12 protein-coding genes and 3 pseudogenes are annotated in these 15854 nt (G+C 73.4%); 11 read left to right on the plus strand and 4 right to left on the minus strand.

What is annotated here, in order from left to right; translation table 11 throughout:
- Positions 1-3: 3 nt before the first annotated feature.
- The 8 genes and pseudogenes from JSQ78_RS03100 to JSQ78_RS03130 form a co-directional block, all read left to right on the plus strand.
- Positions 4-939, plus strand: coding sequence for an ABC transporter permease (locus JSQ78_RS03100; protein WP_211449311.1), 936 nt, complete (start codon positions 4-6; stop codon positions 937-939).
- Positions 936-1781: an ABC transporter permease gene (locus JSQ78_RS03105; RefSeq protein ID WP_211449313.1), complete on the plus strand. Its 846-nt coding sequence runs from the start codon at positions 936-938 to the stop codon at positions 1779-1781. Before JSQ78_RS03100 ends, JSQ78_RS03105 begins: the two co-directional genes overlap by 4 nt.
- Positions 1778-3439 carry a dipeptide ABC transporter ATP-binding protein gene (locus JSQ78_RS03110; protein ID WP_211449315.1) on the plus strand — a complete coding sequence of 554 codons (1662 nt, stop codon included), beginning with the start codon at positions 1778-1780 and terminating at the stop codon, positions 3437-3439. Before JSQ78_RS03105 ends, JSQ78_RS03110 begins: the two co-directional genes overlap by 4 nt.
- On the plus strand, positions 3439-4509 hold the full coding sequence (locus JSQ78_RS03115; RefSeq protein ID WP_211449317.1) for an LLM class flavin-dependent oxidoreductase: 1071 nt from the start codon (positions 3439-3441) through the stop codon (positions 4507-4509). The genes JSQ78_RS03110 and JSQ78_RS03115 overlap by 1 nt, the downstream gene beginning before the upstream one ends.
- Entirely contained in the window at positions 4499-4759 is a 261-nt protein-coding gene (locus JSQ78_RS13795; protein WP_249295854.1) for a carboxymuconolactone decarboxylase family protein, read from the plus strand. The genes JSQ78_RS03115 and JSQ78_RS13795 overlap by 11 nt, the downstream gene beginning before the upstream one ends.
- An 18-nt stretch (positions 4760-4777) precedes the next feature.
- Positions 4778-5020: pseudogene (locus JSQ78_RS13800) on the plus strand (hypothetical protein); the annotation flags it as partial.
- Between the two features lie 133 nt (positions 5021-5153).
- Positions 5154-5813 carry an alkylhydroperoxidase domain protein gene (locus JSQ78_RS03125; RefSeq protein WP_211449319.1) on the plus strand — a complete coding sequence of 220 codons (660 nt, stop codon included), beginning with the start codon at positions 5154-5156 and terminating at the stop codon, positions 5811-5813.
- Between the two features lie 77 nt (positions 5814-5890).
- Positions 5891-6472 (plus strand): annotated as a pseudogene (locus JSQ78_RS03130) (VOC family protein); the annotation flags it as partial.
- Positions 6473-6566: 94 nt separating this feature from the next.
- Here JSQ78_RS03130 and JSQ78_RS03135 read toward each other — a convergent pair.
- From JSQ78_RS03135 to JSQ78_RS03145, 3 genes are all read right to left on the minus strand, one after another.
- The gene (locus tag JSQ78_RS03135) at positions 6567-7796 is read right to left on the minus strand and encodes a cobalamin-independent methionine synthase II family protein (RefSeq protein WP_211449321.1); all 1230 of its coding nucleotides are present in this window, start codon (positions 7794-7796) and stop codon (positions 6567-6569) included.
- 80 nt (positions 7797-7876) lie between these two features.
- Complete coding sequence (locus JSQ78_RS03140; RefSeq protein ID WP_211449322.1) at positions 7877-9607, minus strand: ABC1 kinase family protein; 1731 nt, start codon at positions 9605-9607, stop codon at positions 7877-7879.
- Positions 9608-9642: 35 nt separating this feature from the next.
- Entirely contained in the window at positions 9643-10137 is a 495-nt protein-coding gene (locus JSQ78_RS03145; protein WP_211450483.1) for a PadR family transcriptional regulator, read from the minus strand.
- A gap of 192 nt (positions 10138-10329) precedes the next feature.
- Here JSQ78_RS03145 and putP point away from each other — a divergent pair, with 192 nt between their 5' ends.
- The gene (gene putP / locus JSQ78_RS03150; RefSeq protein ID WP_211449324.1) at positions 10330-11889 is read left to right on the plus strand and encodes a sodium/proline symporter PutP; all 1560 of its coding nucleotides are present in this window, start codon (positions 10330-10332) and stop codon (positions 11887-11889) included.
- A gap of 192 nt (positions 11890-12081) precedes the next feature.
- Positions 12082-13335: an integrase core domain-containing protein gene (locus JSQ78_RS03155; RefSeq protein ID WP_211447505.1), complete on the plus strand. Its 1254-nt coding sequence runs from the start codon at positions 12082-12084 to the stop codon at positions 13333-13335.
- Between the two features lie 220 nt (positions 13336-13555).
- On the opposite strand, the gene JSQ78_RS03160 is transcribed toward JSQ78_RS03155, so the two are convergent.
- On the minus strand, positions 13556-14131 hold the full coding sequence (locus tag JSQ78_RS03160) for an NADPH-dependent FMN reductase (RefSeq protein WP_211449326.1): 576 nt from the start codon (positions 14129-14131) through the stop codon (positions 13556-13558).
- Positions 14132-14272: 141 nt separating this feature from the next.
- Between JSQ78_RS03160 and JSQ78_RS03165 the strand changes: the two are divergent.
- A pseudogene (locus JSQ78_RS03165) lies at positions 14273-15829 on the plus strand (FAD-dependent oxidoreductase).
- Positions 15830-15854: the final 25 nt, after the last annotated feature.

Here is a 15854-nt window from a genome sequence, read left to right on the forward strand (position 1 = left end):
CCGATGCCGTACGCCCTCCGACGCACCGCACAGGCCGGGCTCGTGGTGATCGCGACGTTCGTCGTCGCGTTCCTCCTCCTGCAGGCGCTGCCGGGCGACGCGATCGTCGCCCGGTACGCGAGCCCCGAGCTCGGCCTCACCGACGCGCAGCTCGACGAGCTCCGCACGGTCTACGGCACCGACCGGCCGGTGTGGGAGCAGCTGTGGGCCTCCGCCACCGGCTTCCTCACCGGCGACCTCGGCACGTCGCTGCAGAGCGGCGCGGCGGTCGAGACGCTGCTCGCGACCGCGCTGCCGTCGACGCTCACGCTCGCCGCGCTCGGCTTCCTCGCCGCGGTCGCGCTCGCGGTCGCGATCGCCGCGGTCGCGACCTTCGGCCGAGCCGAGTGGCTGCGCCGCGCGTTCCGCTCGCTGCCGCCCCTGTTCGTCTCGATCCCGGTCTTCTGGCTCGGCATCGTGCTGCTGCAGGTGCTCTCCTTCCGGCTCGGGCTCATCCCCGTCATCAATGCGAGCCCCGCCCAGGCGCTCGTGCTGCCGGTGCTCACGATCGCGGTGCCCATCGCCGCGCCGCTCGCGCAAGTGCTCATCCGCGCGATCGACGACACGGTCGCCGAACCGTTCATCGCCGTCGCGCGCGCACGCGGAGCCGGCACGCGATGGCTGCTCGGGCGCGAGGTCGCCCGCAACGCGGCGCTGCCGACGCTCACGATCGCCGGCGTCCTGTTCGGCGAGCTCGTCGCCGGGGCGGTCGTCACCGAGACGGTCTTCGCGCGCACCGGCGTCGGCCGACTCACCCAGGAGGCGGTCGCGAACCGCGACATCCCCGTGCTGCAGGCGGTCGTCGTCATCTCGGCGATCGGCTTCGTCCTCATCAACCTCGCCGTCGACCTCGCCGCCCCGGCGATCGACCCGCGGCTGCGCCGAGCGGTGCACGCATGAGCGCCGTGATCGGCGCGCTCCCGAGCCCGCGCGTGGGCAGGGCCCGTCCGCGCCCCCGCGCGACGCTCGTGCTCGCGATCGGCGTCCTCGCGATCGCGCTCGCGTGGGCCTTCGTGCCAGGGCTCTTCACCGCTCACGACCCGCTCGCGGGCGTCGCGGCCGAGGCGCTGCAGCCGCCGAGCCCCGCGCATCCGTTCGGCACCGACGCGACCGGCCGCGACCTGCTCGCGCGCGTCGTCTTCGGGGCCGGCAACTCCCTCGCCGGTGCGGCGCTCGCGGTGCTCGTGGGGCTCGTCGCCGGCACCGCGATCGGCGTGCTCGCCGGCTCGAGCGGCGGCTTCGTCGAGGAGGCGCTCATGCGCGTCGTCGACGTGCTGCTCGCGATCCCCGGACTCCTGCTCGCGCTCAGCGTCATCGTGCTGCTCGGCTTCGGCGTCACGAACGCCGCGATCGCCGTCGGCATCACGTCGATCGCGGTGTTCGCGCGACTCGCCCGCTCGCAAGTCGTGCGGGTGCGCCGCACCGACTACGTCGAGGCGGCGTTCGGCTCGGGCGGCACGTTCCTCGCGGTGCTGCGGCGGCACGTGCTGCCCAACTCGCTCGGCGCCGTCGTCGCCCTCGCCGCGCTGCAGTTCGGCAGCGCCATCCTGCAGATCTCGACCCTCGGGTTCCTCGGCTACGGGGCTCCGCCGCCCACCCCGGAGTGGGGCCTGCTCATCGCCGAGAGCCGCGACTACGTCGCGACCGCCTGGTGGCTCACCACGCTGCCCGGGCTCGTCGTCGCCGCCGTCGTGCTCGCCGCCAACCGCATCGCCGCAGCCATCAGGGAGGGTTCCGCATGACCGAGCCGCTGCTCACCATCGATGACCTCGCCGTCTCGTATCGCGCCCGCCGGGAGCGCCGCACCGCTCTCGAAGGGCTCAGCCTCGAGCTCGGCCGAGGAGAGGTGCTCGCGCTCGTCGGCGAATCCGGCTCGGGCAAGAGCACGACCGCGCAATCGATCATCGGCCTGCTGCCCGAGGGCGGCCGCATCGATCGCGGCTCGATCGCCCTGCGCCTCGCGGGCGGCCCGATCGACCTCGCTCGCCTCGAGGGACGCGCGCTCGAGGACATCCGCGGCCGCCGCGTCGCGCTCGTCCCGCAGGACCCGGGCACCTCCCTCAACCCCGTGCAGACCATCGGCGCCTCGGTCGCCGCGCCCTTGCGGATCCACCGCTGGGGCAGGCCCGAGGCGATCCGCAGGCGCGTCGTCGAGCTGCTCGACCGCGTCGGCCTCGACGATCCCGAGCGTCGGGCCCGGCAGCACCCGCACGAGCTCTCGGGCGGCATGCGCCAGCGCGCGCTCATCGCCGCGGCGATCGCGCTCGAGCCCGAGCTCATCATCGCCGACGAGCCGACGAGCGCGCTCGACGTGACCGTGCAGCGGCGCATCCTCGATCTGCTCGACGACCTGCGCGGCGAGCTCGGCTCGAGCGTGCTGCTCATCACGCACGACCTCGCGGTCGCCGCCGAGCGTGCCGACGCGATCGCGGTGCTGCGCGGCGGGCGGCTCGAGGAGGCCGGACCGACGCGCGCGGTGCTCGAGCAGCCCGCGAGCCGCTACACCGCGACGCTGCTCGCCGACGCGCCCGCGCTCGCCGACGAGTCGCCGCGGGTGCCCCGCCCACCCGCAGCGCCCTTCGTCGTCGTCGAGCGGCTCGTGCACGAGTACGGGCGAGGGGCGGATGCGCACCGCGCCGTCGACGACGTCGGCTTCGGCATCGAGCGCGGCACGACCCATGCGCTCGTCGGCGAGTCGGGCTCGGGCAAGACGACGATCGGGCGCGCGGTCGCGGGCTTCCACGCGCCGAGTGCCGGAGGCATCCGCATCGGGCACCGCGACGTGGTCGCCGCGCGTCGGGACCGGTCCTTGCGCCGCGTGGTGCAGCTCGTCTCGCAGAACCCGTTCGCCTCGCTCGACCCGCGCCGCACCGTCGCGCAGTCCATCGGCGAACCGCTGCAGAACCTCGGCGCGCCCGATGGCCGCCGCCTCGACCGCCGGGAGCTCGCGAGCCGCGTGTCGGCGGCGATCGCGCACGTGGCGCTGCCGCCCGACGCCGGCGACCGGCTCCCGCGAGAGCTGTCGGGCGGTCAGCGGCAGCGCGTCGCGATCGCGCGCGCGCTCATCATCGAGCCCGCGGTCGTCGTGCTCGACGAGGCGGTGTCGGCGCTCGACGTCACCGTGCAGGCGCAGATCCTGGCGCTGCTCGAGCGGCTGCAGGGCGAGCTCGGCCTCACCTACCTCTTCATCACCCACGATCTCGCGGTCGTGCGCCGCATCGCCGACACCGTCACGGTGCTGCGCCAGGGGCGGGTGGTCGAGACCGGCACCGCCGAGCAGGTGCTCCTGCGGCCCCGACACGACTACACCCGGGCGCTGCTCGACGCCGTGCCCTCCCCCGACTGGCTGCGGACCCCGAGCGCGGCCGGCATCGACCCGACACCCCTGGAGGTGGCCTGATGGCTCCCACGATCGGCTTCTTCACCCGCGTCCTCGACGACGCCGACACGCCCGCGCGGTACGCGATCGCGCTCGAGCACATCGCGCTCGCGGAGCGGCTCGGCTTCGCGAGCGCGTGGGTGGCGCAGCACCACTTCGACCGCGCCGAGGGCGGCCTGCCGTCGCCGCTCGTGCTGCTCGCCGCAGCTGCGGCGCGCACGAGCAGCATCCGGCTCGGCACCGCCATCCTGACGCTCGCCCACGAGCAGCCGACGCGCGCCGCGGAGGACGCGGCCGTGCTCGACGCGCTCTCGGGCGGACGGCTCGAGCTCGGCCTCGGCACCGGCGGCAGCCCCGCGACGCTCAGCGCGTTCGGCGAGGACCCCGCCCACCGGCGGGCGATCTACGACGCGAAGCTCGTGCGCGTGCGCTCCCTGCTCGACGGCACCGCCGACGTCGCCCTGCAGCCGAGCGCGGAGACCCTCGCCGGCCGGCTGTGGCAAGCGACGTTCTCGGCAGAGGGCGCGAGCCTCATCGGTGCCCACGGCGACGGCCTCATGCTCTCCCGCGTCCAGCCCCCGCCAGCCGGGCTCGCCGGCGCCGAGCTCCCGCCGCGCGTCTGGGACGTGCAGCGCCCCGTCGTCGACGCCTACCTCGACGCGCTGCCTGAGGGAGCCGCCCCACGCATCCTCGCCTCTCGCTCGGTCGTCGTGGTCGACGCCGCGGAGCGCGCCGCGGCGCGCGCGCACGCAGAGGCCGGCCTCACCCGCCAGCTGCAGCAGCTGCACGGCGTCACGCCCGGCTCGCTGAGCCTCGACGAGCTGCTCGTACGCACCGAGACCCACCTCGGCACGCCCGACGAGGTCGCCGAATCGCTCTCGGCCGACACCGCCGCCGCGGGCGCGACGGCGGTGTCGATCCAGGTGCACTCCGTCGACCCCCGCTCCGAGCTCACCGCCCGCTCGCTCGAGCTGTTCGCGACCGAGGTCGCGCCGGCGCTCGGCTGGCGGGTCGGTCGCGCGGACCGCGCCGACCTCGACCGCTCCACCCTCACCCACGACGACCCCCAGGAGGATCGCCATGTCGCATGACGACGTCATCGACCACCTCGCCGGGATCCGGCCAGGATCACCGCTCGCCCGCATCCGTCTCCAGCGGCCCGACGCGCGCGAGCACGCGCAGCGCAGCTTCCTCGCGCTGCTCGAACCCGACGAGCCGGGCCAGCTGCGGCTCGTCGACCGCTATGCCGTGGCCGGGTTCGTGGCGCTGCTCCACGACGCGTCGACCGAGCGATCCCGTGCCTCGGCGTTCTACCTCGAGCTGCTGGCCGACGAGGCCTAGCCCGCCCTCGTCGACGCCGTGGCCCGCGCGGCCGACTCCGCCCGCGCAACCGGCCCCTACGGCCGCTACCGCGAACCCGCGCTGCACGGGGAGAGCGTCGCGGGCCCGCTGGCCGCGCTCGACCGAGCCGCGCTCGGCGCTCCGCTCGCCGCGGCGCTCGAGCACGCGCACCTGCTGACGCTGCACCCCCGCGAGGCGCGGCCCGAGGCGCTGCGGGCGCTCGAGGCAGCCGGCTGGAGCGCCGACGCAGTGGTCTCGCTCAGCCAGCTGGTCGCGTTCCTCGCGTTCCAGCTGCGGCTCGTGCACGGCCTCCGGGTGCTCGCCGCCCACGGGGCTGCAGCGCCTGCCCCCGACGCCCCGACCCCGCCTCGACCACCCTCCAGGAGACCCGCGCATGACCGAGATCATCGACTACCCGACGCTGCGGCGTCCCGACCGCTTCACGCAGGGCCCGCTCGGCTGGGTGCCGTGGGCGCCGCCGGTGCCCGAGGACGAGCTGACCGCCGTGCAGCGCGAGGCGCTCATCGAGGCGTCGCGCTCGTCGAGCCCCTACTTCCGACTGCTCGCGCGCGACCCCGCGGCGCTCCGCGCGCGCACGCTCACCGACCTCGACATCTTCGGCAACGAGCAGGGCGGGCTGCCCCGCTGGGAGCGCGAGCTCGCGGCCGCCGCCGTGTCGCGCGTCAACGGCTGCGTCTTCTGCGCGTCGGTGCACGCGCGCGCCGCATCGCGGCTCTCGGGCCGCGAGAGCGACGTGCAGCGGCTGCTCGACGAGGGCATCGGCGCGCGGGTGGACGACCGCTGGGATGCGATCGCGGATGCGTCGGCGGCGCTCACGGCGACGCCGACGGCCTTCGACGGCGGGCACGTCGAGCGCCTCCGCTCGGCCGGCATCGACGACGCGGGCATCGTCCACCAGCTCAGCGGTGCGGCGTTCTTCAACTGGGCGAACCGCCTCATGCTCTCGCTCGGCGAGCCCGAGGTCGTCGGTGCGCCCGCGACCTCGGAGGGACCGACCGCAGCATCGTCGGCAGCGGGCACGGGGGCGCGCTGATGGGCGTGCCAGCGCTGCTCGATCACGTCGTGCTCGCCGGTCCCGACCTCGCCGCGGCGATCGCCGCGGTCGAGCGGGCCACGGGCGTGCGCGCCTCGCCGGGGGGCGCGCACCCGACCGGCACGGCCAACGCGCTCATCGCCTTCACCCGCCGCGGCGAGCGCGTGCGGCAGTACCTCGAGGTGATCGGCCCGGATGCCGCGGCGGGCCGCTCGGCATCGGAGATCTCGACGTTCGGCCTCGACCGGTTGAGCGCACCCGCCGTGGCGAACTGGGCCATCCGCCCCGACGACCTCGACACGACCGTCGCGCGAGCGCGCACCGCCGGCGTCGGACTCCGGGGCATCGAGCCGCTCTCGCGGCGCACGCCCGACGGCGGCGAGCTCGCGTGGCGGCTCGCTCGCCCCGAGGACGAGCGCCGACCGCCGTTCCTCATCGACTGGGGCGCGACCGCGCACCCGGGCCTCGCCGACCTGCCGCTGCTCGAGCTCGTCGCGCTGCGGCGGCGCACGACCGAGGTCGAGTCCGAGGGGCGCCGCCTGCGAGCCCTGGGCGTCGCGGTCGGCTCCGGCGACGACGAGCTCGAGCTCGTGCCCGCCGCGACCGACGGCCTCGAGGTCGAGATCGCGCTCGACGGGCGCTCCGTCGTGCTGCGCTGACGCCGACCGCACGACTCACCAGGGGGATCGATCGCACGCGCGGGAGCGCACGATGGGGCGGCGACCGCTACGGCCGCCGCCCCCGCGCGATCCCTCAGACGATCGTGACGGCTGCCTCGAGCCGCTGCTCCGCGAGACGCGCGCCCTGCCCGAGCGACTCGAGCTTCGCCGCCGCGATCGACGGGTGGATGCGACCCCCGAGACCGCAGTCGGTCGACGCGATGACCCGCTCGGGCCCGACGATGCGAGCGAATCGCTCGATGCGGTCGGCGACGAGCTCGGGGTGCTCGACGACGTTGGTCGCGTGACCGACGACGCCGGGCGCGATGCGCTTGTGCGCCGGCAGCTCGACGTGCTCCCACACGCGCCACTCGTGCTCGTGGCGGGCGTTGGCGGCCTCGAAGGAATAGCTGCCGGCGTTCACCTCGAGCACGAGCTCGGCGATGTCGGCGAACGGGATGTCGGTCGTGTGCGGGCCGTGCCACGAGCCCCAGCACAAGTGCAGGCGCACGAGCTCCTCTGGCAGGCCGCGGATGGCGTGGTTGAGCGCCTCGACGCGGATGCGCGTGAAGGCGAGGTAGTCCTCGAGCGACGGCTCGGGGCTGATCTGGTCCCAGTTCTCGGCGAGCGACGGGTCGTCGATCTGCACGATGAAGCCGGCTTGGGTGATGGCGGTGTACTCCTCGCGCAGCACTTCGGCCCAGGCCCAGATGTGCTCCTCCTCGCTCGCGTAGTGGCGGTTCGCGATGCGCGCCGCCGAGCCGGGCGAGAGCGCCGTCAGGAACCCCTGCTCGGCCCCGGTCGACGCGATGCCGCGACGGAGGTTCGCGATGTCGGTCGCGAGCGCCTCCTGGCCCGTGTACCGGAGAGGGCCGGTCGTGGCGGGGAACGCCGTCGCCGGGCTCTGCTCGAGCACCGGGTGCTCGGGGTCGAGGTAGGCATCGGCGAAGCGCACCCAGTCGCGCCGGTCGGGGAACGATGTGAGGCGCACGTCACCGGGCGCCGAGCGCTGCGGCGGCTCGGTGAAGATGTCCTCGCCCGTGATCTCGAGCCCCTCGACGCGCTGGAACACGTACGTCCACCAAGCGGCGTAGTCGAGCGAGCTCGACATCGCCTTGCCGTACTCGCCGTCGCCGACGATCGTGATGCCGAGGTCGCGCTGGCGGCGGACGAGGTCGGCGACGGCGTCGGCGAGCAGCGTCTCGAACTCGGGGGTGCGCTGGAGCGTCAGGCCGTCGTCGGCGAACGTCCGTGCGGCGTTCGCGGCGATGAGCTCGGGCGTGCGCGGCAGGCTGCCGGCGTGGGTGATGTCGATGCGAGTCATGGCGGTTCTCCTCCGGGTCGGGTGCTCGGCACGCTATCGGCGCGGCCGAGCGGCCCGGTAGCCGTGCCGGTCACGCTTCGTCACAGTCGACGACGGACGAGGTTCGACACGACGACGTGCGCGAGCGGCAGCGCCGAGAGCAGCATGAGCGCCGTGCCGAGCACGCCGTCCTGCGGCAGCAGCACCGCGCCGGCCACGAGCAGGCCCGCGAAGAGGATCGCCGAGACGAGCCGCCGGAGCATTCGCTCGACACGCGCGATCCGCCGCTCGAGCGCGGGAGCGGTGACGGCGAGCCGCCCCTCCTCGAGCCGCGTGACCACGCGGTCGATGCGGCCGGGCAGCCGCGCCGCGACCGCGGCCGCGTCGAGCCCCTCCTGCGCGATCGAGCGCACGAGCCCGCCCCGCTCCTCGCGCAGCAGCCGCGCGGCGTAGGGCTCCACCGCATCCCACAGGTTGAAGCCCGGGTCGAGCGACGAGCACATGCCCGAGGTGAGCGACATCGCGCGCACGATGAGCAGGAAGTCCTCGGGCAGCTGGAACGGCATCGTGCGCAGCACGTCGCCGAACTCGATCGCGAAGTCGCGGAACTCCCGCGGGTCGACCTCGCGCAGCTCGGCGAAGCCCATGCCCCCGAAGCGCGCGAACGCGTGCGACATCGCGCGCTCGAGCTCGTCGGCGTCGGCAGTCGGCAGCAGCGCGCCGAGGTCCTGCATCGCGGCGACGAGCCCCCGGCCGTCGCGGCCGGCGGCCGCGATGAGCATGCGCCGCAGCCCCGCGCGCGTGCCGGGCGGCACCTCCCCCATCATCCCGAAGTCGACGAAGGTGATGCGCCATGCCCGGTTCGACGCAACCGGTCCCGACGCATCCGGGCCCGACGCAACCGGGCCAGACGCATCCGGCCCCGTCGGGGTCACGAAGAGGTTGCCGGGGTGCGGGTCGGCGTGGAAGAAGCCGTGCGAGAAGAGCTGGTCGAACATGACCGCGGCGAAGGTCGCGGCGACCTCGGCGGGATCGATGCCCGCGGCGAGGAGCGCCTCGCGGTCGTTGATCTTGATCGCCGCGACATCGCGGAGCACGAGCACGCGGCGGCTCGAGCGCTCCCACACGACGTCGGGCACACCGACGCGCGCGTCGCCCGCGAACGACTCGGCGAAGCGCTCGGCGCTCGCGGCCTCGTGCAGGTAGTCGATCTCCTCGAGGCTCGTGACCGCGAACTCCTCGATGAGCGCGGGCACGTCGACGCGGGTCGCGACGACGCGCACGCGGCTGAGCCACCGCGCGATGCGGCGCAGCGCCGCGAGATCGACGTCGACGATCGCGTCGATGCCGGGCCGCTGCACCTTGACGATCGCGGCGTCGATGCCGGTGGCGGATGCGTCGGCCGCGGTCAGGCGCGCGCGGTGCGCCTGGCCGAGCGAGGCTGCCGCGAGCGGCTCGCGCTCGACCCACGCGAGCGCGCGCTCGAGCGGCATCCCGAGCTCCACCTCGGCGAGCGCCCGGATCGCCTGGAACGGCACGGCGGGCGCCTCGTCCTGCAGACCCTCGAGCTCGCGCGTGATCTCCGGCGGGAGCACGTCGAGGCGCGATGACATGAACTGGCCCACCTTGATCATGAGCCCGCCGAGGTCGACGGCCAGCACGTGGAAGCGGCGGGCGAGCCGCCGCAGCCGCGCGCTGCGCCCGCGGGCTGCGAGCGCACCGAGGCCGAGGCGCGGGAGCAGCAGCTCGAACCACCACATGACCGCGAGGTGCCGGGCGGCGAAGCGCAGGATGCGCCGGTAGCGCGCTCGCGTGCTGCCGGCGTCGGGCATGGCCACTCCTTGCGCCCGCCGCGGCGGGATCCGGGTCAGTCCTGGGCGAGGATGGCGTAGAGCCTACGCCGTGCCTCGTCGAGCACCTCCACCGCTCGCTGCACCTGCTCGGGGCTGCCGGAGCGATGCACCTGGGCGGCCGCTTGCGCGAGATCCATGCCCGCGCGCGGGAGCGCGCCGTGACCGCCGGGCCCGCGCTCGGTCGCGAGCCACGGGGCCGGCCGGTCGGCGGCCTCGTCGGCCTCCGCGCGCCCCGCCTCGGTGAGCGAGTAGGTCTTCCGCCCGTTCGCCTCCTCGGCCGCGATGAGGCCCTCGTCGGCGAGCAGCTGCAGCGTCGGGTAGACGGAGCCGGCGCTCGGGCGCCACGCGCCGCCGCTGCGCTCCTCGATCTCGCGGATGATCTGGTAGCCGTGCATCGGCCGCTCAACGAGCAGCGCGATGACCGCTGCCCGCACGTCGCCGCGCCCCATGCGCGTCGGTCCCCCGCGCTTCTCGAAGGCCGAGCGCAGCTGCTCCATCGCCTCCCACATCCCCGCCCCGGGCGGGCCGAACCCGAATCCCCGCGGCCCGTAGCCGCCCCTTGCACCGTGCACGATGACCTCCTCGTCGTCGCGTGAGCGATAGCCGACGATATATCGCCGAGGCGCCGAGCGGAAGAGGGTGGACTCCGTGGGAACGGTGTCCGGATAGGCTGATCACCGCACCGACAGAGGGAGACGACGATGTCTGACGTGACCTTCCAGCTGCTCGCCATCGGGCTCTACTTCGCCGCGATGATCGCCATCGGCGTCTACGCCGCGCGGAAGACGAAGAGCCACGAGGACTACATGCTCGCGGGGCGCGAGCTCAACCCCGTCACCGCGGCGCTCTCCGCTGGCGCTTCCGACATGTCGGGCTGGCTGCTCATGGGCCTCCCCGGCGCGATCTTCGCCGCAGGGCTCATCGAGGCGTGGATCGCGATCGGCCTGACGATCGGCGCGTACCTCAACTGGAAGTTCGTCGCGCCGCGCCTGCGCGCGTACACCGAGGTGGCGAGGAACTCGATCACGATCCCGAGCTTCTTCGAGAACCGGCTCCGCGACCGCTCGCGGCTGCTGCGCATCGTCTCGGGCCTCATCATCCTCGTCTTCTTCACCTTCTACGTCTCCTCCGGCATGGTCGCCGGCGGCGTCTTCTTCGAGTCGTCGTTCGGCGCCGACTACGTGTGGGGCATGCTGCTCGTGAGCGGCGTGACGCTCCTCTACACGCTCTTCGGCGGCTTCCTCGGAGCATCGCTCACCGACGTCGTGCAGGGCATGATGATGCTGCTCGCGCTCATCATCATCCCCGTGATCGCGTTCTTCACGGTCGGCGGCCTCGCCGGCGTGCAGGAGGGCATCGCCGACTCCGGCGCCGAGCTGCAGGGCCTCATCCCCGCCGACCTCAACGGCCTCGCGGTGCTCGGCATCATCTCGTCGCTCGCGTGGGGCCTCGGCTACGTCGGCCAGCCGCACATCATCGTGCGCTTCATGGCTCTCAAGTCGGTGCCGGCGGCACGGCCCGCCCGCCGCATCGGCATCTCGTGGATGATCATCTCCCTCGTCGGCGCCGTCGTCTCCGGCTTCATCGGCATCGCCTACGTGCAGCAGTCGGGGCTCGCGCTCGACAACCCCGAGACGATCGTGCTCGCCATGTCGCAGGCACTGCTGCACCCGTTCGTCGCGGGTCTCGTGCTCGCGGCGGTGCTCGCGGCGATCATGTCGACGCTCTCGAGCCAGCTCATCGTGTGCTCGTCGGCGCTCGTCGAGGACCTGTTCCAGGTCTTCGTCAAGCGTCAGCCCTCGCAGCGCACGCTCGTGCTGCTCGGCCGCGCGTGCGTGCTCGCGGTCGCGGCGATCGCCGCGGTGCTCGCGATCAGCCCGTCCGACACGATCCTCGGCCTCGTCGGCTTCGCATGGGCCGGCTTCGGTGCCGCGTTCGGCCCGATCGTGCTGCTGAGCCTCTTCTGGCGCCGCCTGACGAGCTGGGGCGCGCTCGCCGGCATGATCGTCGGCGCCGCGACCGTGTTCATCTGGGATGCGATCGAGCAGGCGACCGACATCGCCTTCTTCACGCTCTACGAGATCGTGCCGGGCTTCGCGCTCAACCTGCTGGTCGCGATGCTCGTGAGCCTCGCGACGCAGCGCCACGACGACGACGTGCAGGAGGAGTTCACCCGCACGGGTCGCATCGTCGCGATCAAGCGCGACCAGCCGGTCGACGTGAGCCCGTCGGCCGCGGCCGATCGCAACGTCCTCCCCTGACGCCACCGCGACCCGACCGGTCCCCTTCGGACGGCGCCTGCGCGCGGCATGCGTCCAGTCGACCCCTTCCCGCTCACCCGACCCGATGCATCCGGTGTCATCTCGCAGGACATCGGTGACAGTTCTGTGTCAGGACATCGGTGACTGTTCGGGTGGTCTTGGTGGTGACTCTTCTTCGGGTCGAATCGGCGTGTGAAGCGTGTTGAGCCAGTTGATCCTCGTGTCCGTCTCGCGATCGTCCGGTGGCCGGATGATGCTCCGCGCGGGGCGGTGACGACGTTCTGCGCGGAGCATGGGATCACGCCGAAGACGTTCCACGCGATCCGGAAGCGGGTGCGGGAGGAAGGACCGGCGGCGGCGCTTGAGCCGCGCTCGCGGCGCCCTCGGTCGAGCCCGACCAAGATCGGCGACGACGTGAAGCAGCAGGCGCTGGACGTGCGTGCCGCGCTGGAGCGCTCCGGCCTGGATCACGGGCCGATCAGCGTGCACGACAAGATGCTGGCGCTGGGTCTTGCGGCCCCGTCGGAGTCGTCGCTGGCGCGCATCTTCCGGGCCGCGGGCGTGGCCCGGCGGGAGCCGAAGAAGAAGCCGCGCGCCGCGTACCGCCGCTTCGTCTATCCGGCCCCGAACGCATGCTGGCAGCTGGATGCGACCGAATACGTCCTCACCGGCGGGCGGCGCTGCGTCATCTTCCAACTCGAGGACGATCACTCTCGAGTCGAGGTCGCCTCGCATGTCGCGGCCGGCGAGACGGCCGAGGCGGCGCTGACGGTAATGAAGAAGGGCATCGCGGCGCGCGGCGTCCCGCAGCGGCTGCTGACCGACAACGGATCGGCGCTGAACCCGACCCGGCGTGGCTGGCAAGGGCCGCTGGTGACGTACGTCACCTCGCTCGGCGTCGAGGCGATCACCGGCCGCCCCTACCGGCCGACCACCCAGGGCAAGAACGAGCGCCTCCACCAGACGCTGTTCCTCTGGCTCAACAAGCAGCCGCTGGCCGAGAGCCTCGCCGAGCTCCAGGCGCAGGTCGACGCGTTCGATGCGATCTACAACCACGAGCGCGGCCACCAGGCGCTCCCCGGCCGGATGACGCCGCAACGGGCGTGGGACGCGACACCGGTCGCCGAGCCGCCACGACCCGATCCCGACCGGCCAGCGCCGACCCCCCCGGCGCCGCCGGTCCCGACGGCGTGGATCCGGCACGGCGCGCACGGCGACCAGCAGCGCACCGTCCACGCGAGCGGCTACGTGAAGCTGCACGGCGTCCGTTTCCAGCTCGGCGCTATCCATGCCGGCAACCTCGTCCAGGTCGTCTGGGACCCGGAGAACGTGCTCTTCTTCGACGGCGACGGCACGCTCCTGATCGCGCACCACTGGCCCAAACCCGGCGTCACCTACGTCGGCAACCGCCCCCGCGCCCAACCTGACCTGTCACCGATGTCCTGACACATCAAACGTCACCGATGTCCTGACCCAGAACTGTCACCGATGTCCTGAGACATCACACCCGATGCATCCGGTCGGATGGGCGCGAAGGGGTCGACTCGCGCTGCCGGCCGCGCGCGAACGGGTCCGGTCGGCGAAGGCGGGTCGAGTCGCAGAGGGCATCCGCTCGCGAACACGGAAGCGGGCCTCCCGACCGGGAGGCCCGCTTCCGTGGGATGCGTCAGGCGCTGACGAGCGCGCCCTCGCGCACCGACTCCATCGCCTTCGTCCAGACGATCAGCTGGTCGAGCATCGGCGGCACCGACTCGGCCTGCAGCTCGGTCGGCTTGAAGGTGGAGAAGTTCTCGAAGTCGGTGAAGAGCGAGAACATGCCCGTCTTCTGCACGTGCGCGACCTGGAGCTCGGAGAGGATGCCGCGCAGGTGCTCGATGGCGCGGACGCCCATCGCCGAGCCGTAGCCGACGATGCCGGCGGCCTTGTTGTTCCACTCGGCGTTGAGGAAGGAGATCGCGTTCGCGAGCGCCGGGGTCACCGAGTGGTTGTACTCGCCCGTGACGAAGACGTAGCCGTCGAACTCGGCGATCTTCGCCGACCACGCCTTCGTGTGGTCCTTCGTGTACTGCTGGTAGCCGGCCGGCAGCGGCTCGTCGTAGAGCGGCAGGTCGTAGTCGGCGATGTCGACCAGCTCGTACTCCGCGTCACCGCGCTGCTGCGCGAGCTCGAGGACCCAGTCCGCGACACCGCGGTTGATGCGGCCGGGGCGGGTGCTGCCGGTGATGATGGCGATCTTCGACATGAATCGTCTCCTTGGATGGTGATCGGCGTCGCGTGGTGCGACGCTTCGAGCTGCTGTCGCGCGGGATCCGAACCCGCACAGTCGATCCAACCACTTCAAATCAGAACTATTCCCGTCCGGCCGGCGCCCTAGGATCGCGGCATGGCGACGGAGCCCGTACGGCGCTCGGTCGACGTGCTCGTCTACGGCGGCACCGCGGCCGGAGTGTGCGCGGCCGTGGCCGCGGCCACGCACGGCGCCGCGGTGCTGCTCGTCGAGCCGGGCGGCCACCTCGGCGGCATGACGAGCGGGGGCCTCGGCTACACCGACATCGGCGACCTCCGCGCGATCGCGGGCGCCGCGCAGCGCTTCCGCACCGCCGTCGCCGAGCACTACGGCGTCGCCCCCGGCCGCTTCGCGGGGCCCGAGCCGCACGTCGCCGAGGCCATCCTCGTGCGCTGGCTCGAGGAGGCGGGCGTCGAGGTGCAGCTCCACGCGCGGGTCGTCGCCGCCGACCTCGCGCTCGGCCGCATCCGCGCGGCGTCGTTCGGGCCGGGCGCAGCCCCGTCCGTGCCGTCGCTCGAGGCGCAGGCGGCGGTCTTCATCGACGCGAGCTACGAGGGCGACCTGCTGGCAGCGGCCGGCGTGCCCGCCGCGGTCGGGCGCGAGGACCGAGCCCTGCACGGCGAGCGCTTCGCCGGCCGGCAGGAGCTCGTGCCAGGCCGGCACGTCATGCCCCCGTGGATCTCGCCCTTCGCCGACGATCCCGATGGCTTCGTCGAGGGCCCGCTCCTGCCGCAGATCCGCCCGCAGCCGCTCGCGCCTGTCGGCGCCGGCGACGGCGGCGTCATGTCGTACGGCTACAGGGTGTGCCTCACGACGGCAACCGACCGCATCCCACTCTCCCGTCCGGACGACTACGACGAGGCCCACTGGGAGCTCGGGCGCCGCCTCTTCGCCCGCTGGCGGCGCGATCGCGTCGACGTGACCGCCGAGCGCCTGCTCGGGCTCGAGCCCAACCTGCCGGGCGGCAAGTGCGACGCGAACTCCCTCGGTCCCTTCTCGCTCAGCGTGCTCGACGGCTCGGCGTGGGAGTACCCGCTCGCGAGCCCTGAGCGCCGTGAGTAGCTGCGGCTCCACCACGAGCGGCACGCCCGCGGCTTCCTGCACTTCCTCTCGAGCGATCCAGCCGTGCCGCGCCACGTGCGCGACGAGCTCACGCGGTGGGGGCTGCCGGCGGACGAGTTCGCCGACACGGGACACTTCCCCCACCAGCTCTACGTGCGCGAGGCCCGCAGGATGATCGGCGCGCACGTGCTCACCGAGCACGACGTGCTGGATGCGCGGCCGCACGACGACGCCGTGGCCCTCGGCTCGTACCACCTCGACATCCGCGAGGTGCAGCGCGGCTGGCGCTGGGTCTACGAGCATCCGCGGCCGGTCGCGATGGTCGTCACGGAGGGCTACCTCTCGGTGCCGGCACCGCGCTACCCGATCCCCTACCGGAGCCTCACGCCGCGGCGCGAGGACTGCGAGAACCTGCTCGTGCCCGTGTGCCTCTCGGCGTCGCACGTCGCGTTCTCGTCGGTGCGGATGGAGCCGCAGTACCAGATGCTCGGCGAGGCAGCCGGCATCGCGGCCGCGGCGGCTGCGCGAGCCGGGCTCGCCGTGCAGGACGTCGACGTCCGCGGCCTCGAGGGCCTGCCGCTGCCGTCTTGACGAGCGCGGCGCGAGCGACGAGCAT

It is taken from the genome of Agrococcus sp. Marseille-Q4369 (assembly GCF_018308945.1).
Taxonomy (GTDB): domain Bacteria; phylum Actinomycetota; class Actinomycetes; order Actinomycetales; family Microbacteriaceae; genus Agrococcus.